Annotated in this window: 18 protein-coding genes; all 18 read right to left on the bottom strand. The window is 69.3% G+C overall.

Translation table 11 applies throughout. From position 1 onward, the window contains the following. Positions 1-8: 8 nt before the first annotated feature. A complete protein-coding gene (gene atpA / locus MQP27_RS18615) occupies positions 9-1,598 on the bottom strand; it encodes a F0F1 ATP synthase subunit alpha (RefSeq protein WP_242766308.1) in 1,590 nt (529 codons plus the stop codon). 145 nt (positions 1,599-1,743) lie between these two features. Further along, positions 1,744-2,559: a F0F1 ATP synthase subunit delta gene (locus tag MQP27_RS18610; protein ID WP_242766307.1), complete on the bottom strand. Its 816-nt coding sequence runs from the start codon at positions 2,557-2,559 to the stop codon at positions 1,744-1,746. After that, complete coding sequence (locus MQP27_RS18605; RefSeq protein ID WP_058923150.1) at positions 2,556-3,104, bottom strand: F0F1 ATP synthase subunit B; 549 nt, start codon at positions 3,102-3,104, stop codon at positions 2,556-2,558. The genes MQP27_RS18610 and MQP27_RS18605 overlap by 4 nt, the downstream gene beginning before the upstream one ends. Positions 3,105-3,142: 38 nt before the next feature. After that, the gene (gene atpE / locus MQP27_RS18600) at positions 3,143-3,382 is read right to left on the bottom strand and encodes an ATP synthase F0 subunit C (RefSeq protein ID WP_046591560.1); all 240 of its coding nucleotides are present in this window, start codon (positions 3,380-3,382) and stop codon (positions 3,143-3,145) included. A 76-nt stretch (positions 3,383-3,458) separates the two neighbouring features. Further along, entirely contained in the window at positions 3,459-4,277 is an 819-nt protein-coding gene (gene atpB / locus MQP27_RS18595) for a F0F1 ATP synthase subunit A (RefSeq protein WP_504979079.1), read from the bottom strand. Positions 4,278-4,502: 225 nt separating this feature from the next. Next, the gene (locus MQP27_RS18590; RefSeq protein WP_242766306.1) at positions 4,503-4,940 is read right to left on the bottom strand and encodes a Cg1360 family ATP-synthase-associated protein; all 438 of its coding nucleotides are present in this window, start codon (positions 4,938-4,940) and stop codon (positions 4,503-4,505) included. A 300-nt stretch (positions 4,941-5,240) separates the two neighbouring features. After that, complete coding sequence (locus tag MQP27_RS18585) at positions 5,241-6,584, bottom strand: MraY family glycosyltransferase (RefSeq protein WP_242766305.1); 1,344 nt, start codon at positions 6,582-6,584, stop codon at positions 5,241-5,243. Between the two features lie 162 nt (positions 6,585-6,746). Next, positions 6,747-7,988: a serine hydroxymethyltransferase gene (glyA, locus tag MQP27_RS18580; protein ID WP_242766304.1), complete on the bottom strand. Its 1,242-nt coding sequence runs from the start codon at positions 7,986-7,988 to the stop codon at positions 6,747-6,749. Between the two features lie 69 nt (positions 7,989-8,057). Then, complete coding sequence (locus MQP27_RS18575; protein ID WP_242766303.1) at positions 8,058-8,738, bottom strand: arsenate reductase/protein-tyrosine-phosphatase family protein; 681 nt, start codon at positions 8,736-8,738, stop codon at positions 8,058-8,060. Next, the gene (locus MQP27_RS18570; protein ID WP_242766302.1) at positions 8,735-9,382 is read right to left on the bottom strand and encodes an L-threonylcarbamoyladenylate synthase; all 648 of its coding nucleotides are present in this window, start codon (positions 9,380-9,382) and stop codon (positions 8,735-8,737) included. The genes MQP27_RS18575 and MQP27_RS18570 overlap by 4 nt, the downstream gene beginning before the upstream one ends. 52 nt (positions 9,383-9,434) lie before the next feature. Further along, a complete protein-coding gene (gene prmC, locus MQP27_RS18565; RefSeq protein WP_242766301.1) occupies positions 9,435-10,280 on the bottom strand; it encodes a peptide chain release factor N(5)-glutamine methyltransferase in 846 nt (281 codons plus the stop codon). Between the two features lie 39 nt (positions 10,281-10,319). Continuing rightward, entirely contained in the window at positions 10,320-11,396 is a 1,077-nt protein-coding gene (gene prfA, locus MQP27_RS18560; protein WP_242766300.1) for a peptide chain release factor 1, read from the bottom strand. A 106-nt stretch (positions 11,397-11,502) separates the two neighbouring features. Next, positions 11,503-11,727 carry a 50S ribosomal protein L31 gene (gene rpmE / locus MQP27_RS18555; RefSeq protein ID WP_019753312.1) on the bottom strand — a complete coding sequence of 75 codons (225 nt, stop codon included), beginning with the start codon at positions 11,725-11,727 and terminating at the stop codon, positions 11,503-11,505. A 122-nt stretch (positions 11,728-11,849) separates the two neighbouring features. Further along, the gene (locus MQP27_RS18550; protein WP_242766299.1) at positions 11,850-12,980 is read right to left on the bottom strand and encodes an LCP family protein; all 1,131 of its coding nucleotides are present in this window, start codon (positions 12,978-12,980) and stop codon (positions 11,850-11,852) included. Positions 12,981-13,186: 206 nt separating this feature from the next. Next, entirely contained in the window at positions 13,187-15,079 is a 1,893-nt protein-coding gene (locus MQP27_RS18545) for a trypsin-like serine protease (RefSeq protein WP_372511228.1), read from the bottom strand. Between the two features lie 69 nt (positions 15,080-15,148). After that, complete coding sequence (gene rho / locus MQP27_RS18540) at positions 15,149-17,191, bottom strand: transcription termination factor Rho (protein WP_242766298.1); 2,043 nt, start codon at positions 17,189-17,191, stop codon at positions 15,149-15,151. 416 nt (positions 17,192-17,607) lie between these two features. Beyond that, positions 17,608-18,537, bottom strand: a complete 930-nt coding sequence (thrB, locus tag MQP27_RS18535; RefSeq protein ID WP_242766297.1) for a homoserine kinase — start codon at positions 18,535-18,537, stop codon at positions 17,608-17,610. 237 nt (positions 18,538-18,774) lie between these two features. After that, positions 18,775-19,833, bottom strand: a complete 1,059-nt coding sequence (gene thrC / locus MQP27_RS18530; protein WP_242766296.1) for a threonine synthase — start codon at positions 19,831-19,833, stop codon at positions 18,775-18,777. Positions 19,834-19,839: the final 6 nt, after the last annotated feature.

Genomic DNA, 19,839 nt, shown 5'->3' with positions numbered 1-19,839 from the left:
TCCTTACGTCACTTGGCGGCGGCCGGGGCGTCCTCGCCGAGAAGCTTGCCGTCCGAGGTCTCGAACTGCTTCTTGAAGTCGGCGATCGCGTCGGCAACAGCGGTGAGGGTGTCGTCCGACAGCTTGCCGCCCTCGCGGATGGAGGTCATGAGGCCCTGCTCCTTGCGGTGCAGGTACTCCAGGAGCTCCTTCTCGAAGCGGCGGATGTCGGCGACCGGCACGTCGTCCATCTTGCCGGTGGTGCCGGCCCAGACGGAGACGACCTGGTCCTCGGTGGACATCGGCTGGTACTGGGACTGCTTCAGCAGCTCGACCATGCGCTGACCGCGCTCCAGCTGCGCCTTCGACGCGGCGTCCAGGTCGGAACCGAAGGCGGCGAACGCCTCCAGCTCACGGAACTGGGCGAGGTCGACGCGCAGTCGGCCGGAAACCTGCTTCATCGCCTTGTGCTGCGCGCTGCCGCCGACTCGGGAGACGGAGATACCGACGTTCAGCGCGGGGCGCTGACCGGCGTTGAACAGGTCCGACTCCAGGAAGCACTGGCCGTCGGTGATGGAGATGACGTTGGTCGGGATGAACGCCGAGACGTCGTTGGCCTTGGTCTCGACGATCGGCAGACCCGTCATCGAGCCCTTGCCCATGTCGTCGGAGAGCTTCGCGCAGCGCTCCAGCAGACGGGAGTGCAGGTAGAAGACGTCACCCGGGTAGGCCTCACGGCCCGGCGGGCGGCGCAGCAGCAGGGACACGGCGCGGTAGGCGTCGGCCTGCTTCGAGAGGTCGTCGAAGATGATGAGGACGTGCTTGCCCTCGTACATCCACTGCTGGCCGATGGCCGAACCGGTGTACGGCGCGAGGTACTTGAAGCCGGCCGGGTCGGACGCGGGGGCGGCGACGATGGTCGTGTACTCCAGCGCGCCGTTCTCCTCCAGGGCGCGGCGGACCGACGCGATGGTCGAGCCCTTCTGGCCGATGGCGACGTAGATGCAGCGGACCTGCTTGTTCACGTCGCCCGAGCGCCAGTTGTCGCGCTGGTTGATGATGGTGTCGACGGCCAGGGCGGTCTTGCCGGTCTGGCGGTCACCGATGATCAGCTGGCGCTGGCCGCGGCCGATCGGGGTCATCGCGTCGACGGCCTTGTAGCCGGTCTCCATCGGCTCGTGCACCGACTTGCGCTGCATGACCGTGGGGGCCTGCAGCTCAAGGGCACGACGACCGCTGGTCTCGATCTCGCCGAGGCCGTCGATCGGGTTGCCGAGCGGGTCGACGACACGGCCGAGGTAGCCCTCGCCGACCGCGACGGAGAGGACCTCACCGGTGCGCTGCACCGGCTGACCCTCCTCGATGCCGCTGAACTCACCGAGGACGATGGCGCCGATCTCGCGCTCTTCCAGGTTCAGCGCGAGGCCGAGGGTGCCGTCCTCGAACTTCAGCAGTTCGTTGGCCATGGCCGAGGGCAGACCCTCGACCTTCGCGATGCCGTCGCCGGCAAGGGTGACCGTACCGACCTCCTCGCGCGAGGCCGCGTCCGGCTTGTACGACTGGACGAAGTTCTCCAGCGCGTCCCGGATCTCCTCCGGCCGGATCGTGAGCTCCGCCATCTGGGTTCCCTGCTCTCCTTGTTGGGCCCGAAGTTTCACTTTGGGGGTCTGGGGGCGACCCCCAGGATTCTTCATGTACGGCCCAACCAGGGCCGTCGTAAGTACGTACTGCTATGAAGTTGCTGCTCAGCCCAGCTCGGCGGGCTCAGCCCGCCAGGCGGCGGCCGGCGTCCTCGATGCGGTCCGCGATCGAGCCGTTGATGACCTCGTCGCCGACCTGCACCCGGATCCCGCCGAGGACCTCGGGGTCCACGTCGATGTTGAGGTGCATCGTGTGGCCGTAGAGCTTCGCGAGAGCGGCGCCCAGGCGCTGCTTCTGCGCGTCGCCCAGCGGCACCGCCGAGGTGACGACCGCGACCAGGCGGCTGCGGCGCTCGGCGGCGAGCTTGGACAGGGACTCCAGTCCCGACTCCAGGCTACGTCCCCGGGGCGCGGTCACAAGGCGCGTGACCAGACGCTCGGTCGTCGCGTTCGCACGGCCGCCGAGCAGCCGGTGCAGCAGCTCGATCTTGGCCGCGGTGGCGGCGGCGCGGTCGGTCAGCGCGGCCCGCAGCTCGGTGTTCGAGGAGACGATCCGCCCGAAGCGGAACAGCTCGTCCTCGACGTCGTCGAGCGTGCCGGCCTGCTGCGCGGCGGTGAGGTCGGCGGTGTCCGCCAGCTCCTCCAGGGCGTCCACCAGGTCGCGCGACTGCGACCAGCGGGAGCGCACCATGCCGGCCACCAGGTCACCGGCGGGGCCGCTGACCTGCGAGCCGAGCAGACGCTGGGCGAGCTCCGCCTTGGCTTCGCCGGCCTGCGCCGGGTCGGTCAGGACCCGACGCAGCGACACCTCGCGGTCGAGCAGCGCGGTGACGGCGGCCAGCTCGTCGGCGAGCGCGCCCGCGTCGACGGACGTGGAGTCCGTCAGCGCGTCCAGACGCTCGCGGGCGGCGGCCAGTGCCTCGCGGCTCGCTCCGTTCATCGGGTGGCCTCGGCCTTCTCCTCGAGCTCGTCGAGGAAGCGGTCGATGACACGGCTCTGGCGGGCGTGGTCCTCGAGGGACTCGCCGACGAGCTTGCCGGCCAGCTCGGTCGCGAGGTGACCGACGTCCTGCCGCAGCGCGGACGCGGCGGCCTTGCGGTCGGCCTCGATCTGCGCGTGGCCGGCGGCGACGATCTCCTCGCGCTGGCGCTGGCCCTCGGCGCGCATCTCGGCGATGAGCGCGGCACCCTGCTCCTGCGCCTCCTGGCGCAGACGCGCGGCTTCGTGCCGGGCCTCGGCGAGCTGGGCCTTGTACTGCTCGAGAACGCTCTGGGCCTCGACCTGAGCGGCCTCGGCCTTCTCGATGCCACCCTCGATCGCCTCGCGGCGCTCCTCCAGAACCTTGTTGATGTTCGGGAGCAGCTTCTTCCAGAAGAAGAAGAACACGATGGCGAAGGCGATGGTGCCGACGAGCAGTTCGGGGCCCGGCGGGACGAGGGGGTTCTGCTTCTCCTCGGCCGCCAGCTGAACCAGGTTGGCGATCACATCAGTGCCTTTCGTCGATACGTGTCGGTAAGTAGGTCTTACTGACCGAACACGAACGGCATAACGATGCCGATGAGGGCGAGCGCCTCACAGAAGGCGAAGCCCAGGATCTGGTTGGCGCGGATCAGACCGGCCGCCTCGGGCTGACGGGCGAGGGCCTGGGTGCCGTTACCGAAGATGATGCCGATACCGATGCCGGGGCCGATGGCCGCGAGGCCGTAGCCGATGGAGCCGAGGGAACCGGAGACGCCGGCGGCGAGGTCGATGGCAGCGGACATGCCGTTTCTTCCTTCTCTTTTACGGACCGGTGGGGGTTGGCCACCGGACGAGTTGGGGGTTTGCGGGCGGGTGCGCTCAGTGGTGCTCGGCGAGAGCGCCCTGGACGTAGGAGCAGGCCAGGAGGACGAACACGTACGCCTGGACGGCCTGCACGAAGAGCTCGAAGAGGACCATGATCACGGTCATGACGAACGAGACGCCCGCCGCCGGGATCATGTAGCTGTTCAGCAGGTACCAGCTGGCGACGGTGAACATCGCGAGCAGCAGGTGGCCGGCGAACATGTTGGCGAAGAGCCGGACCGCGTGGGTGAAGGGCCGCACGAGGACGTTCGAGAAGAACTCGATGACGACGACGAGCGGAAGCACCGCGCCGAGCGACTTGTCGTAACCGGTCAGGTTCTTGAACCCGCCGACGAAGCCGTGCTTCTTGAAGGTCAGCGACAGCCACGTGATGTAGACGACCGCGGCGAGCACCGCCGGGAAGGCGATGATCGACGAGACCGGGAACTGGGCCAGCGGGATCACGGACCAGACGTTCATGATCCAGATGAAGAAGAACAGCGAGACCATGAGCGGGACGTACTTCTCGCCCTCGCGCTTGCCCAGCGTCTCGTAGACGATGCCGCGGCGGACGAAGTCGTAGCCGGCCTCGCCGACCATCTGGAGCTTGCCCGGCACGACCTTGGCCTTGCCGAACGCCGCCGAGAAGAAGGTGACGACGAGCAGGGTGGTGATGAGCGCGAGCAGCATCACCTTGTTGAACTCGAACCCGCCGACCGTGAAGATCGGCTTGAAGAGGAACGAGTGCAGGCCCGGAGCCGGGAAGCCACAGCCGTTGTCGGACAGGATGCGGCAATCCCACTCAAAGGCGAGCTGGGTCGGGTCAGCACTCACCGCGGGCTCCTTCGGCGTGACGCATGGGTTCGGCAACCTCGTTGTGTCGGCGCGGCGCGCAGCCGCGGGTCGGCACCGGACTGGTGTTACGGATGTGGGGGCGGCCGGGGGGCTTCGAGCCTCGCGATCGAGAAGGCGTCAGCTCGGATGCCCGCGCCCGCGATGCCGCAGTTGGCACCGGACGATAGCAGGAGATCCCACCGGCCCTTATCCCGGCCCTACCTCTCACGACGAGTGCCCTGTCTTCTCGGGCTTCTCGCTCTTCTCGGAGTCCGGATCGACGTAGAAGATCTTGGACTTCATGTGCGCACGAGCCTGAGTGGCCATCCACACGACGGTCGCGACGACGAGCGAGATCGCGAACGCCCTGGCGTTGAAGAGAGAGGTGTCCTTGAAGAGGGCCACGAAGATCATGAGCAGCAGGAGTTGGGCGACGTAGAGCATCAGGCCCATCGCCTGGAACAGCTGCGGGAGCGTTTTTGCCGTCCACTGGAGGACGTAGAGGCCGATGCCCATGAAGAGCATCGACAGCACCACGCCGACGGCCGCCCCGATGGCCCCCTTGCCGCCCGCGACCGCACCACTGACCGCAACGGCGATCACGCCGGCAGCCGCTGTGGGCACAGCGATCGGCAGAAGGTTCCGGGCGTCATTGGACGGCATGGCGGCAACTCCGCTTTCACAGGGGGCAGGGTGTCGTCATGGACGAGCGTAGTCCCGGGCTGAGAGGGGAACTCACGGCCAATGGACCGTCGCACTACGGTCCTTCGGCTCTATCCCGGGTTCTCGTGAACCGTATCACAAACTATTTGATGCGGTCTTTACCAAGTAGGTGTGCTCGCTGTCACACATGAGAGTGACAGTGCGCGTCTGTGCAAAAACAGGGCCAACTTGTCTGGTATTGGGGGGCTTTGCTCCCCCACGACTTGGCAATGCTCTAGTCAGATTCTTACCTTGCCGACGTCAGCGCGACGTTCCGGCCTTTCGCCTGTCCAGGAAGCGCGAACGGGCGCCGATGGCGGTCGCTCCGTTGACACCCGCCACCCCGGCCGCGACCGGAGTGCGGTGCTCCGGCTCCTCCTGAGTCCCAACAGCCGTCTCCGGTACGGCGATAGCGGCGGCCTCGGCGACCGCGGCCCGGCGCCGCCGGTAGCGCGGCGGCACGAAGGCCTCGGCCCAACGCGGGGCGCGCGGCGTGAACCGCGGCAGCAGAAGCAGCCCCAGCCCGATCGCGCTGAGGATCACCACACCGAGCACGATCCACATGGACGCGGAGTTCACGGAGTAGGCGAGCGCCCCGAACGCGATCAGCGCCGACCAGAAGTACATGATCAGCACGGCCCGGCTGTGCGAGTGGCCGATCTCCAGGAGCCGGTGGTGCAGATGCCCGCGGTCCGCGGCGAACGGCGACTGGCCGCGCCAGGTGCGCCGCACGATCGCGAGGACCAGGTCGGCGGCCGGGATCGCGATGATCGTCAGCGGCATCAGCAGCGGGATGTAGACCGGCACCATCTGGTGGACGGTGTTGCGCTCGGACCCGGCGAACAGCTTCATCACGTCCGGGTCGACCTGGCCCGTGATCGAGATCGCGCCGGCGGCCAGCACCAGGCCGATCAGCATCGACCCGGAGTCACCCATGAAGATCCGCGCCGGATGCATGTTGTGCGGCAGGAAGCCCAGGCACATGCCCATCAGGATCGCCGCGAACAGGGTGGCCGGGGCGGCCGCCTCGATGCCGTACGAGTACCAGATCCGGTAGGAGTACATGAAGAACGCCGCGGCGGCGATGCACACCATGCCGGAGGCGAGGCCGTCCAGGCCGTCGACGAAGTTGACCGCGTTGATGGTGATGACGACCAGCGCCACCGTCAGCAGGGTGCCCTGCCACTGGGTCAGCGCGACCGTGCCGACGCTCGGGATGGGCAGCCACAGGATCGTCAGACCCTGCATGACCATGACGCCCGCGGCGATCATCTGGCCGCCCAGCTTGATCAGGGCGTCGATCTCGAACTTGTCGTCCAGGACGCCGATCAGCCAGATCAGCGCCGCTCCGGACAGCAGCGCCCGCGGTTCGTTGGACTTGTCGAAGACCTCGCTGAGGTTGGTCAGATGGTCCGCGACCAGCAGGCCCGCGCACAGCCCGAAGAACATCGCGATACCGCCGAGACGCGGAGTGGGTTCCCGGTGCACGTCACGGGCCCTGATCTCCGGCATGGCTCCGGCCACGATCGCGAACTTCCGTACCGGCCCTGTCAGCAGATACGTCACCGCGGCCGTGATGCAGAGCGTCAGCAGGTATTCACGCACAGGCTTCCCCACAGGTCTCGCTGGCCATCTCAGCCCCACACCCTAGCGACGGACGCATACCAGTGGGGACTTCCGGGTAGCGACGATGGTTGCACGCCTGCCTGTGTGCCCAGGTTGCACACAGTTGATTCGCAGGTTGTCCGCAGGTGCGCCTACCCCCGCTCAGCCGGGATACGGCGGAAATCTACCGGCCAGCCCACGCGCCTCGTCACGCGCCTTCTGGCTCTCGGTCTCCCCCCGCAGCACACCGGCGAACAGGGCGGCGATGTACGCCATCTCCTCCTCCCCCATGCCCTGCGTGGTCACCGCGGCCGTGCCGAGCCGGAGGCCGCGGGCGTCCCCGTGCGGCAGGGCGCAGCAGTCCAGGACCAGTCCGGCCGCCGCGAGCCGGCCGCGCGCGGTGCGGCCGTCGACGCCGAGGGGCGCCGGGTCGGCGGTGATCAGATGGGTGTCCGTGCCGCCGGTGGTGACGACCAGCCCCTCCGCGGCGAGCCCGGCCGCGAGAACCCTCGCATTGGCGACCACCTGATGGGCGTAAGCGGTGAACGCCGCTGTTGCCGCCTCCCCGAACGCGACCGCCTTCGCGGCGATGGTGTGCATCTGGGCGCCGCCCTGCGTGAAGGGGAAGACGGCCCGGTCGACCCGCTCGGCCAGCTCGCTCCCGCACAGGATCATCCCGCCGCGCGGCCCGCGCAGCACCTTGTGCGTGGTCGCGCAGACGATGTCGGCATACGGCACCGGGTTGGGCGCCGCTCCCCCGGCGACCAGCCCGATGGGGTGGGCCGCGTCGGCGATCAGATAGGCGCCCACCTCGTCGGCGACCTCGCGGAAGAGGGCGTAGTCGATGTGCCGGGGGTAGGCGATGGAGCCGCACACGATCGCCTTGGGCCGGTGGGTGTGGGCCAGCGTGCGCACCTGGTCGTAGTCGATGAGCCCGGTCTCGGCGTCGACGCCGTAGCCGATGAAGTCGAACCAGCGGCCGGAGAAGTTCGCGGGCGAGCCGTGCGTGAGGTGGCCGCCGTACGGGAGGCCGAGGGCGAGGACGGTGTCGCCGGGGCGCAGCAGCGCCGCGTAGGCGGCCAGTACGGCGCTCGACCCGGAGTGGGACTGCACATTGGCGTGCTCGGCGCCGAACAGGGCCTTCGCCCGGTCCACGGCGAGCCGCTCGGCGACGTCGACCATCTCGCAGCCGCCGTGGTGCCGGGCGCCCGGATACCCCTCGGCGTACTTGTTGGCGAGCGGCGACCCGAGCGCGGCCAGCACAGCGGGCGAGGAGAAGTTCTCGGCGGCGATCAGCTGCAGCGTCGTCGACTGCCGGTCGAGCTCCCCGAGCAGGATCTCGGCCAGCTCGGGGTCCTGCCGCCGCAGGACGTCGGCGGTCTCTGGGGCATGGGTGACCGACATGGTGAACTCCGGGGCGTCGACGTTGACGTACGACCAATGTAGGCCCGGGACCCGTGGGGTGCTCGGTCGTCACGTCCTGGCTGGTACGCCCGTGAGTGCTGTGACCACCGGATCCAGCGCCTGGTGTATCTCGTCGCCGATGGACCGGAAGAAGGTCAGGGGGGCGCCGTACGGGTCGTAGACCTCGTCCGCCTCCAGGGTGGGGGCCAGCAGCCACCCGCGTAGAGCCGCGGCCGCACGGACCAGGGCGCGGGCACGGGCGACCACGCCCTCCTCCAGCGGGGGCAGGGTCGCCGGGTCGATGGCGCGGACCAGGCGGGTGAACTCCTTCAGGGTGAAGGTGCGCAGGCCCGCCGAGTGGCCCATCGAGATGACCTGCTGGCGGTGGTCGCGGGTGGCCGTCAGGACCAGGTCGGCCATGATCACGTGCTCGTCGAGCAGCTCACGGCCCATGAAGCCGGAGGCGTCCGCGCCGAAGTCGGCCAGCACGGTCTCCGCGTTGGCCTCCATGGGCGCGCCCTCGTGACCCCAGGTGCCCGCGCTCTCCACGATCAGCGCACGGCCCAGCACACCGAGCCGCTGGCTCACGTAATGCCGGGTCAGCCGCTCGGTGATGGGCGAGCGGCACACGTTGCCGGTGCTGACGTGGAGGATGCGGAAGCAGTCGCGCGGAAGCCCCACGAACGTCGTCGTGATCTCCGCCGCGCTTTCCCCGTTGCCTATGCCACGCCCCGCGTCAGGGGCTGTCAATTGGCCACCTCGAGGTCTGGTACGACCTTCCGCAGCTCGTCGGGCGAGAGCGCACCCTCGCGCAGCAGCACGGGTACGGGGCCCGTGACGTCGACGATCGACGACGGGACGTTGCCCGGGGTCGGGCCGCCGTCGAGGTAGACGGAGACGGAGTCGCCGAGCATCTCCTGCGCGGCGTCACAGTCCTCCGGCGCCGGGTGGCCGGTCAGGTTCGCCGAGGAGACAGCCATGGGGCCGACCTCCGTCAGCAGCTCGATCGCCACCGGGTGCAGCGGCATGCGCACGGCCACCGTGCCCCGGGTGTCGCCCAGGTCCCACTGGAGGGACGGCTGGTGCTTGGCGACCAGCGTGAGGGCGCCCGGCCAGAAGGCGTCGACCAGTTCCCAGGCCAGCTCGGAGAAGTCGGTGACGAGACCGTGGAGGGTGTTCGGGGAGCCGATCAGCACAGGGGTGGGCATGTTGCGGCCCCGGCCCTTGGCGTCCAGCAGGTCCGCCACTGCCTCCGAGGAGAACGCGTCCGCGCCGATGCCGTACACCGTGTCGGTCGGGAGGACCACGAGCTCGCCACGGCGGACGGCGGACGCGGCTTCGCGCAGACCCGTCGTACGGTCCGTCGCGTCGTTGGTGTCGTATCGCCGTGCCATATCTAGCGGGCCTCCTCGTACACGTACATCTGGAAGGGAGCGGTGGGGCTGCTCACGGCAGTGCCTTGCGGGCCGTGGCGAACCGGGGGCGGTTGTTGAGGTCCGGGTGGTCGGCCGCGTCGGCCCAGCCCCGTTCCTCCGTGAAGATCCACGGCACCTGGCCGCCCTGGGTGTCGGCGTGCTCGATGACGACGACGCCGCCGGGGCGCAGGAGCCGGTGTGCGGTCCGTTCCAGACCGCGGATGAGATCGAGGCCGTCCTCCCCTGAGAACAGGGCGAGTTCGGGGTCGTAGTCCCGCGCCTCGGGAGCGACGTACTCCCATTCCGTGAGCGGGATGTAGGGCGGGTTGGAGATGACGAGGTCGACATGACCGTCGAGGTCGGGGAAGGCGTCGAGGGCGTTGCCCTGCCGCAGGTCGACCCGCGACCCCTCGACGTTCTTGCGCGTCCACTGAAGCGCTTCCTCGGACAGCTCCACGGCGTGCACGCGGGAGCGGGGCACCTCCTGGGCTAGGGCGAGCGCGATGGCGCCGGAGCCGGTGCACAGGTCGACGATGCGGGGCTCGACGACGTCCATGGCGCGTACCGCGTCTATGGCCCAGCCGACCACGGACTCGGTCTCCGGCCGCGGCACGAACACGCCCGGCCCCACCTGGAGTTCGAGGTACCGGAAGTACGCCCGCCCGGTGATGTGCTGCAACGGCTCGCGCTGCTCGCGCCGGGCGATGACCTCCCAGTACCGGGCGTCGAAGTCCGAGTCCTTCACGGAGTGCAGCGCGCCCCGCTTCACGCCGTGCACGAACGCGGCGAGCTCCTCCGCGTCGTTGCGCGGCGAGGGCACGCCGGCGTCGGCCAGCCGCTGGGTGGCCTGTGCCACCTCTGCGAGCAGCAGGTTCACGCATTCCTCCGTGTCGTACTGGGTCGTGCGTACGTGCCTTTAGGCGGCTGCCAGCTTCGCCGCCGAGTCCGCGTCGACGCAGGCCTGGATCACCGCGTCGAGGTCGCCGTCCAGGACCTGGTCCAGGTTGTACGCCTTGAAGCCGACGCGGTGGTCCGAGATGCGATTCTCCGGGAAGTTGTACGTGCGGATCTTCTCGGAGCGGTCGACGGTGCGGACCTGGCTGCGGCGGGCGTCGGCGGCCTCCTTCTCCGCCTCCTCCTGCGCCGCGGCGAGCAGCCTGGAGCGCAGGATACGCAAGGCCTGCTCCTTGTTCTGCAGCTGGCTCTTCTCGTTCTGGCAGGAGGCGACGACTCCGGTGGGGATGTGCGTGATGCGCACGGCGGAGTCGGTGGTGTTGACGGACTGGCCACCCGGGCCGGACGACCGGTACACGTCGATGCGGAGGTCGTTCGGGTTGATCTCGACGTCGACCTCCTCGGCCTCGGGCGTGACGAGCACACCGGCCGCGGAGGTGTGGATGCGGCCCTGGGACTCGGTGGCCGGCACGCGCTGCACGCGGTGCACGCCGCCCTCGTACTTCAGCCGCGCCCACACGCCCTGCCCGGGCTCGGTGGCGCCCTGGCCGCCCTTGGTCTTCACGGCGACCTGGACGTCCTTGTAGCCGCCCAGCTCGGACTCGGTGGCGTCGATGATCTCGGTCTTCCAGCCGACGCGCTCGGCGTACCGCAGGTACATGCGCAGCAGGTCACCGGCGAACAGCGCGGACTCGTCGCCGCCGGCGCCGGCCTTGATCTCCAGAATGACGTCCTTGTCGTCACTCGGGTCCCGGGGCACCAGCAGCAGCCGCAGCTTCTCGGTCAGCTCCTCGCGCGACTTCTCCAGCTCCTTGACCTCGGCCGCGAAGTCGGGGTCGTCGGCGGCGAATTCGCGTGCGGTCTCGATGTCGTCGCCGGTCTGCTTCCAGGAGCGGTACGTGGCGACGATCGGGGTGAGCTCGGCGTAGCGCTTGTTCAGCTTGCGCGCGTTGGCCTGGTCGGCGTGGACCGACGGGTCGGCGAGCTTCTTCTCCAGGTCGGCGTGCTCACCGACGAGTTCCTCGACGGCCTCGAACATCTTGGGCTCCTGAAATGCGAAAAGAGAGGGAAGGCGGACGACCAAAAACGCCGGTCCAGGCGCGCCTGTGGAAGGGCGCGGCCGTGGACCGGCGAATTGGGGCCAGCTACTTCTTGGAGCCGGCGGCAGCCTTGCCGAAGCGGGCCTCGAAGCGGGCCACACGGCCACCGGTGTCGAGGATCTTCTGCTTGCCCGTGTAGAACGGGTGGCACTCGGAGCAGACCTCGGCACGGATGGTGCCGCTGGAGATCGTGCTACGGGTGGTGAACGACGCGCCACAGGTGCAGCTGACCTGCGTCTCGACGTACTCGGGGTGGATGTCGCGCTTCAAGGTGTCTCCTAGTTTCGGGAGGGCGCCGGGTCGCCGCCGCGGGATGCGGGGACGTGAACCGGAGCCGACGTACCAGTCTGCCAGGACTGGGGCCATCCCCCAAAACCGGGGGTCGGCGCGATCTATTCCACGACGCCCTTGGCCTCGCCCGTCGCCGTGCCCTTGGTGGCCGTCTTCGGGATGGCCAGGTCGTTCTTCAGGGCCGTCCAGACCTGCTGGGCCTTCGCCTTCTCGATGATCACGCGGTTCGGGTTCGCCGGGTCGTACTCGACCGGCATGGTGATCATCTGCATCTTCGAGGAGCTGATGGACTTCAGGCCGTTGGCGAAGGACATCAGGGAGTTGACCGAGCCCAGGTCGGAGTCGGTGGTGACGGCGCTGGTGGCGGTGTCGGCGAGGTCGTACAGCTTCTTCGGGCTGGTGAACAGGCCGACGTGCTTGACCTGGTCGACGAGGGCCTTGATGAAGGCCTGCTGGAGCTGGATGCGGCCGAGGTCGGAGCCGTCGCCGACGCCGTGCCGGGTACGGACCAGGCCGAGCGCCTGCTTGCCGTTCAGGGTGTGCGTGCCGGCCTTGAGGCTGAGGTGGCTCTGCTTGTCGGTGATGTCCTTGGTCGTGGTGACCTTGACCCCGCCGAGCTCGTCGACGAGCTTCTCGAAGCCGCTGAAGTCGACTTCCAGGTAGTGGTCCATGCGCAGCCCGGTGACGGACTCGACCGTCTTCACGGCACAGGTGGCACCGCCCGTCGTGTACGCGGTGTTGAACATCACCCCGGACGCGGCGTCGTGGGTGACGCCCTTGTCGTCGGTGCACTCGGGCCGGTCGACGAGGGTGTCCCGCGGGATGGAGACGACGCTTGCCTTCTTGTGGCCCTTGTAGACGTGCACGATCATCGCGGTGTCGGAGCGGGCGCTGCCGTCGTCCGTGCCGCCGCCCAGCTTCTTGTTGCTGCCGGAGCGCGAGTCCGAGCCGAGGACCAGGATGTTCTCGGAGCCGTTGTCGACCTTGGTGGGCCGGTCCGTGCCGAGGGCGCCGTTGATGTCGACGCTCTTGATGTTGCCGTTGAGCTTGAAGTACAGATACCCGGCACCGGTGCCGCCCAGCACGAGGATGCCCGCGGCGGTCCAGGCCATCAGCATCAGGGCCTTGCGGTGCTCGCTGCGCGGCTTGCGGCGGCCCTTGGCGCGGTGACGCGGGCCGTTGGTGCCGGCGTCGCCCGGTATGCCGGGCTCCGGCGTGCTCTCGGCGGACATGTGCTCCTCGAATCTCGTCCGGTCGGTTACCCCCTGCTTTCAGGGACAGGCCTGAATCGATGCGAATGACACCGCACCATCGTCACTCCGTCCGGTCAGACGGGGAAACTCGGGAAAGGGTTGCACAACGCTCTGTGCCCAAACCGTGGAGGACTGGACACAGAGCGTGATGACGTAAACGGGACGAACCCCGCTCACCTGCGTTTTCAGCCGAAGATGTCGTACTGCTGGAAACCGGTACCGACCGAGATCCTTGTGGCAAAGATCTCGCTGGTGGCTTTACCGGTGCCCTTGTACAGATAGAGCGTGCCGCCGGGCGTACGGGCCAGGAAGTCGGCCTTGCCGTCGCCGTCGACGTCTCCGATCGCGTCGAAGGCGTTGTACGTCGTGTTGCTCCAGGTGCGGACCTTGACCCGGGCGGAGAACGGGCTGGAGGCGCTGCCGGTGCCCTTGTACAGGTAGACCGCGCCGGTGCTCTTGTTGCGGGCGATCAGGTCGGCCTTGCCGTCACCGTTGAAGTCGCCCTTGCCGCGCAGGGTGTTGTACTGGTTCCAGCCGGTGCCGGTACCGATCTGCTTGCGCGCCGCGAAGGTCCCGTTGCCGTTGCCCGGGTAGAGCCACGCCTTGCCCGCGGAGTCCACGGAGACCAGGTCGGGCTTGTAGTCGCCGGTGAGGTCGCCCGGGGTGACGATCCGGGTCCGGGTCGTCCAGCCGCTGAAGATCTTCGTCTTGGACCAGGAGCCGCTCGCCGGCACGTAGTGCAGCCAGTAGACGTTCCCGGTGGAGCTCTCCCGGGCCACCAGGTCCTGGTAGCCGTCCCGGTTGAGGTCGGTCTGCAGCACGAGGTTCACACCGGAGTACGACCCCACGGACTGACGCGCCCCGAACGAGGTGCCCGTGGAGTTCTTCTGGTACGCCTCCTTGTCGGAGGACGCGCGCACGAACAGGTCGGCCTTGCCGTCGGTGTAGCTGAGGTTGGCGTCGTCGACGTTCGCGTAGGCGGCGCCGACGTAGGTGCTGACCTTGGAGAAGACGCTGTAGTAGCCCTTGGCGACACAGTCCGCGACGCCCCAGGAGACCACGCCCACGATCCGGTTGTTCACGACGAGCGGCCCGCCGGAGTCGCCGTTGCACGCGGCCTTGGTGCCCGTGTCGCTGCCGCTCTGCGTACCGGCGCAGATCATGTGGCCCTTGACGTACTCGGAGCCGTACACGCCGGAGCAGGTGGTGTCGGTGTGGATGGTCAGCGTGGCCGACTTCAGGGTGTCGGAGATGTCGTCGCTGGTGGAGCTGGTACGCCCCCAGCCGTAGATCTTGGCGCTGGTGCCGCCGGTGTACGAGGCGGTGTCGCCGGATGTCGTCATGCGGATCGGCGTCGCCGTGACCGGCGCGGCGAGGGTGAGCACGGCGATGTCGTTGTTGATGGTCGTCGGGCTGTACGAGGGGTGGTTCCACTGCCGCAGGGGCAGCGAGACGGTGCCGCCGTGCAGGTCGGTGTTGCCGGAACTGTCGGTGGTCGGCAGCTGGTTGGTGCCGGTCAGGACGGCGCCGTACGCCTTCCAGTTGTAGCTCTTGCCGTTCTCGTCCTTGACGCAGTGCGCGGCGGTGAGGATCTTCGTCGGCGCGACGACGGTGCCGCCGCAGAAGAAGCCGAGGTCGTCGCTGGTGTCGTCGGTGGTGCCGTTGTCGTCGTAGTACCAGAGCTGCGCCATCCAGGGTGCCGTGGTGATGGCGGTGTCGGTGCCGCCGACGACCTTCGGGCTCACGGTGGAGCCGGTGGTGCTGGAGCTGAGCGTCGACTTCTCGGTCGTCGTCTCCCCGGCGGTGCCGTCGGTGGCGAGGGCGCCGGCGATGCGCTCGGTGAGGGCGGCGGTCGAGACGGAGGCGGTGGCGGGCTTGGTCGTCGGCGCCGGCACGGCGGTCGCGGCGGTCGCCGAGGTGCCCAGCAGCGCCGCTGCGACGGCCGCGGCGGCTCCGGCGGCGGTCAGGGGCAGCGCGAGGCGTATCCGCCGTCTGTGCCGGCCGCCGGTGGACGAGGTTTCGGACAAGGGAGTCCCCTCAGAGGTGCATGAGTCGGAAGGGGTGCATGGGGCACCCATCCCTCTCAGCGCCAAAAGGGCGGCCCCCGTCACTGGTGTGACGGGGGCCGCCCTGCGGAAGGCTCGTGCTCAGTCGCCGTTGCCCGGCGTCGGCGTCGTCTTCTGGATCTGCATCAGGAACTCGACGTTCGACTTGGTCTGCTTCATCTTGTCGAGAAGCAGCTCGATCGCCTGCTGCTGGTCCAGCGCGTGCAGGACGCGGCGGAGCTTCCAGACGACCGCCAGCTCCTCGTTGCCGAGCAGGATCTCTTCCTTGCGGGTGCCGGACGCGTCCACGTCCACCGCCGGGAAGATGCGCTTGTCGGCGAGCTTGCGGTCGAGCTTGAGCTCCATGTTGCCGGTGCCCTTGAACTCCTCGAAGATCACCTCGTCCATGCGGGACCCGGTGTCCACCAGGGCGGTGGCGAGGATGGTCAGCGAGCCGCCGTCCTCGATGTTGCGGGCCGCACCGAAGAAGCGCTTCGGCGGGTAGAGCGCGGTCGAGTCGACACCACCGGACAGGATGCGGCCGGAGGCCGGGGCGGCGAGGTTGTACGCACGGCCCAGACGCGTGATCGAGTCGAGCAGCACGACCACGTCGTGGCCCAGCTCCACCAGGCGCTTGGCGCGCTCGATGGCGAGCTCGGCGACCGTGGTGTGGTCCTCGGCCGGGCGGTCGAAGGTCGAGGAGATGACCTCGCCCTTCACCGACCGCTGCATGTCGGTGACCTCTTCCGGACGCTCGTCGACGAGGACGACCATCAGGTGGCACTCGGGGTTGTTGTGCGTGATCGCGTTGGCGATCGCCTGCATGATCATGGTCTTGCCGGTCTTCGGCGGGGCCACGATCAGACCGCGCTGGCCCTTACCGATCGGCGACACCAGGTCGATGATGCGCGTGGTGAGGACGCCCGGGTCCGTCTCCAGGCGGAGGCGGTCCTGCGGGTAGAGCGGGGTGAGCTTGTTGAACTCCGGTCGGCCGCGGCCGTGTTCGGGCGCCATGCCGTTGACGGAGTCCAGGCGGACCAGCGCGTTGAACTTCTCGCGCCGCTCGCCTTCCTTGGGCTGGCGGACCGCGCCGGTGATGTGGTCGCCCTTGCGCAGGCCGTTCTTGCGGACCTGGGCGAGGGAGACGTACACGTCGTTGGGGCCCGGGAGGTAGCCCGACGTACGGATGAAGGCGTAGTTGTCGAGGATGTCCAGGATGCCCGCGACCGGGATCAGGACGTCGTCCTCGGACAGCTGCGGCTCGGCGCCGCCGCCCATCTCGTCACGGCCACGGCGGCCACGGCGGTCCCGGTAACGGCCGCGGCGGCCGCGGCGGCCGCCCTCGAAGTCGTCGTCGTCCTGGGGGCCGTTGTCGCGCTGCTGACGGTCCTGGCGGCCGCCGCCCTGCTGCTGGTTCTGCTGCTGGCGCTGACCGCCCTGGCCCTGCTGCTCGTCGCCCTTGCGACGGTCGCCGCGGTCACCACGGTCGCCGCGGTCACGCCCGCGGTCGCGGTCCCGGCGGTCGCGGCGGCCCTGCCGGCCGTCGGCGTCACCGGCGTCGCCCTTGGCCTCGCCCTGCGGCTGGCCCTGGGCGGGCGTCTCGGCCTTCGGCTCGCTCTTCGCCTCGGCGACGATCGTCTCGGCGCCCGACGCGGTCGGAGCGCCGGCCTCGGCCGTGGCGCGGCGACGGCGGCGCTCGGCGGGGGCGTCGTCGGAGGCGGGCTGGCCGGGAATCTCGATCTGCTGCTGGGCCACGGCCTGCTCGGCGGGGGCCTCGGCCTTGGCGTCCGCCTTCTTCGCCGTGCTGTCGCCGTTCTCGGCGGACTCGCCGGTACGGGCCTTGGAGGTGGCCCGGCGCTTCGGCTTGGTCTCGGTGGCGGCGTCGGCCTTCGCGGCCGGGGCAGCGCCACCTCCCGCCTGCGCCTCCTTGATGACCTCGATCAGCTGGCTCTTGCGCATCCGCGCGGTGCCCCTGATGCCGAGGCCGGAGGCGACCTGCTGCAGCTCGGCCAGCACCATGCCCTCGAGGCCGGTACCGCGGCGCCGCCGGGAGCCGGCACCGGTGGCAGGCGCGGAGGCGTCCGTGGCGGGCGCGGCAGCGGTCTCCTCGACACGTGCGCCCATCAGATCGGTGGTGTCGCTCACGAAGGGTCCTTCCCTGGAGCGGACGTCGGCCTGTCTGGCTCGGCGACCGGTTGTGCTGTCCGGCTTCGGTCCTTGCTGTGTGGACCGTGCCGGGGCGGTGGTCCGCCCATGGAGGCGGAGGAAATATCTGGGATGGCGCTCGCCGAGACCTGGGCCGTGGCACCGGGTGTCAGTGTCACGTGGTTCGGTAGCACCGATTCCGGAGCGTGCCCGGCAAGTCGCTCAGCGCCCGCGTACGAGGTACTGCCCGCGTACGTCGTACGGAACACAGTGCGGCTTGGGAGGCTCCCGGAAGAATGTCTGTCCCGGACGGGGACAACAAGCACCTCGCCATGGTGGGGTCGGGTGCAGACTTGAGGTTAACACTACCGGATCCAACAAACATTCCCCCTCTCGAAATCCGGCAACCGCCGGCTTCACATGTCACTGGAGGCCGCGAGCGGCAGCACGCTCGCGCCCTGGGCGTCGAGGTCGAGCCGGTTGGCGGCCCACCCCTCGCCCGCCAGATGGGACACCTTGTCGGCGCTGTCGGCGTCGGCCAGCGCCAGCACGGTGGGTCCTGCGCCGGAGATGACTGCCGGGACTCCGTCGGCCCGCAGCCGCTCCACCAGCGCGGCGCTCTCCGGCATGGCCGGCGCGCGGTACTCCTGGTGGAGACGGTCCTCGGTGGCGGGCAGCAGCAGCTCGGGGCGCCTGGTCAGGGCCTCGACGAGCAGGGCCGCACGGCCCGCGTTGGCGGCGGCGTCGACGTGCGGCACGGTGCGCGGCAGCAGGCCGCGCGCGGTCTCGGTGAGGACCGGCTTCCCGGGCACGAAAACCACCGGAACGATGGAATCGGCGGCGTCCATCCTGATCGCGCGGGCGGCGCCCGCCTCCATCCAGGAGAGGGTGAAGCCGCCGAGCAGACAGGCCGCCACGTTGTCGGGGTGGCCCTCGATCTCGGTCGCGAGCTCCAGCAGGGCGGTGTCGTCGAGCCTGGACTCGCCGCCTATGGTCACGGCTCGCGCGGCGACGATGCCGGCGCAGATGGCGGCGGAGGAGGAGCCGAGGCCGCGGCCGTGCGGGATGCGGTTGGCGCACACGATCTCCAGGCCGCGCGGCTGTCCGCCGAGCAGGTCGAAGGCGGTGCGCAGGGAGCGTACGAGGAGGTGGTTCTCGTCACGCGGCAGCGTCTCGCTGCCCTCGCCCGCGATGTCGATGTGCAGCCCGGAGTCGGCCACCCGGACGACCACGTCGTCGTAGAGCCCCAGCGACAGGCCGAGGGCGTCGAAGCCCGGGCCGAGGTTGGCGCTGGTGGCGGGGACGCGCACCCTGACGGCGGCGGCGCGGAAGGCTGGACCGGCCATCGCTCGATGACTCTCCTTGAGCTGCGTGATTGTCGAATGACTTTCGATGAACATTCGATGGTGTACGAAGACCCTGCGGGCCGCGGAGACGGCGCGGCACCCCGGCATACGCTCGGGCATATGCAGCGGGCGGGTTCGGTACAGCCTATCGAAGGAAGGTTCTGTGGCGACATAGGGCGCACAGGAGGCGCACGATGCGTGTCGTAAGCCCCCTGTGCACCCCTCCTGGGGAGTTCCCTAGGCGAGGCCGAGCCGCTCGGCCGCGGTGGCCGCGTCGACCGGGACGGTGACCGGCTGCGGGGCGCCGGCGACGGCCCAGTCGGGGTCCTTGAGACCGTTTCCGGTCACGGTGCACACGATCCGCTGACCCGGGTCGACCTTGCCCTGCTCGGCGGCCTTCAGCAGACCGGCCACGGAAGCGGCGGACGCGGGCTCCACGAAGACGCCCTCCTGAGCGGCCAACAGCCGGTAGGCGCGCAGGATCTCACGGTCCGTCACCTCGTCGATGAACCCGCCGGACTCGTCCCGCGCGGCGAGCGCGAACTGCCAGGACGCGGGGTTGCCGATGCGGATGGCGGTGGCGATCGTCGAGGGGTCCTTGACGACCTCGCCGCGCACGATGGGGGCGGAGCCGGAGGCCTGGAACCCCCACATCCGGGGGGTCCTGGAGGCGACGCCGTCACCGGCGTACTCCTTGTAGCCCTTCCAATAGGCCGTGATGTTGCCCGCGTTGCCGACCGGGAGGACGTGGATGTCGGGTGCGTCGCCGAGCATGTCGACGATCTCGAAGGCGGCCGTCTTCTGCCCCTCGATACGGACGGGGTTGACCGAATTCACCAGCGCCACGGGGTAGTTCTCGCTGAGCGAGCGGGCGAGCGTGAGGCAGTCGTCGAAGTTGCCGTCGACCTGGAGGATCTTGGCGCCGTGCACGAGCGCCTGGCCCATCTTGCCGAGCGCGATCTTGCCCTGCGGGACGAGAACGGCCGAAACCATGCCGGCGCGCACCGCGTAGGCGGCGGCACTCGCCGAGGTGTTGCCGGTGGAGGCGCAGATGACGGCCTGCGCGCCCTCCTCCTTGGCCTTGGTGATGGCCATGGTCATTCCGCGGTCCTTGAAGGACCCGGTGGGGTTCGCGCCCTCGACCTTGAGGTGAACCTCACAGCCCGTGCGCTCGGAGAGCACCTGCGCGGGCACGAGGGGCGTACCGCCCTCGCGGAGCGTCACGACCGGCGTAGTGTCGGAGACGGGCAGCCGGTCCCGGTACTCCTCGATGATTCCGCGCCACTGGTGGGTCATTGCTGG

Source organism: Streptomyces cylindrosporus (assembly GCF_022698165.1).
Classification (GTDB): Bacteria; Actinomycetota; Actinomycetes; order Streptomycetales; family Streptomycetaceae; genus Streptomyces; species Streptomyces cylindrosporus.
The sequence above is the reverse complement of the archived record's forward strand: the minus strand, read 5'-3'. Positions and strand labels throughout refer to the sequence as shown.

Excerpts from the sequence above, each read along its gene's own strand:
- glyA (WP_242766304.1), bottom strand. The coding sequence starts at position 7,988 with ATGTCGGTCACCCATGCCCCAGAGACCGCCGACGTCCTGCGGCGGCAG.
- atpA (WP_242766308.1), bottom strand. The coding sequence starts at position 1,598 with ATGGCGGAGCTCACGATCCGGCCGGAGGAGATCCGGGACGCGCTGGAG.
- MQP27_RS18550 (WP_242766299.1), bottom strand. The coding sequence starts at position 12,980 with ATGTCCGCCGAGAGCACGCCGGAGCCCGGCATACCGGGCGACGCCGGC.
- atpE (WP_046591560.1), bottom strand. The coding sequence starts at position 3,382 with ATGTCCGCTGCCATCGACCTCGCCGCCGGCGTCTCCGGTTCCCTCGGC.
- prfA (WP_242766300.1), bottom strand. The coding sequence starts at position 11,396 with ATGTTCGAGGCCGTCGAGGAACTCGTCGGTGAGCACGCCGACCTGGAG.
- thrC (WP_242766296.1), bottom strand. The coding sequence starts at position 19,833 with ATGACCCACCAGTGGCGCGGAATCATCGAGGAGTACCGGGACCGGCTG.
- thrB (WP_242766297.1), bottom strand. The coding sequence starts at position 18,537 with ATGGCCGGTCCAGCCTTCCGCGCCGCCGCCGTCAGGGTGCGCGTCCCC.
- MQP27_RS18590 (WP_242766306.1), bottom strand. The coding sequence starts at position 4,940 with ATGCCGTCCAATGACGCCCGGAACCTTCTGCCGATCGCTGTGCCCACA.
- MQP27_RS18545 (WP_372511228.1), bottom strand. The coding sequence starts at position 15,079 with ATGGGTGCCCCATGCACCCCTTCCGACTCATGCACCTCTGAGGGGACT.
- MQP27_RS18610 (WP_242766307.1), bottom strand. The coding sequence starts at position 2,559 with ATGAACGGAGCGAGCCGCGAGGCACTGGCCGCCGCCCGCGAGCGTCTG.
- MQP27_RS18570 (WP_242766302.1), bottom strand. The coding sequence starts at position 9,382 with ATGGCACGGCGATACGACACCAACGACGCGACGGACCGTACGACGGGT.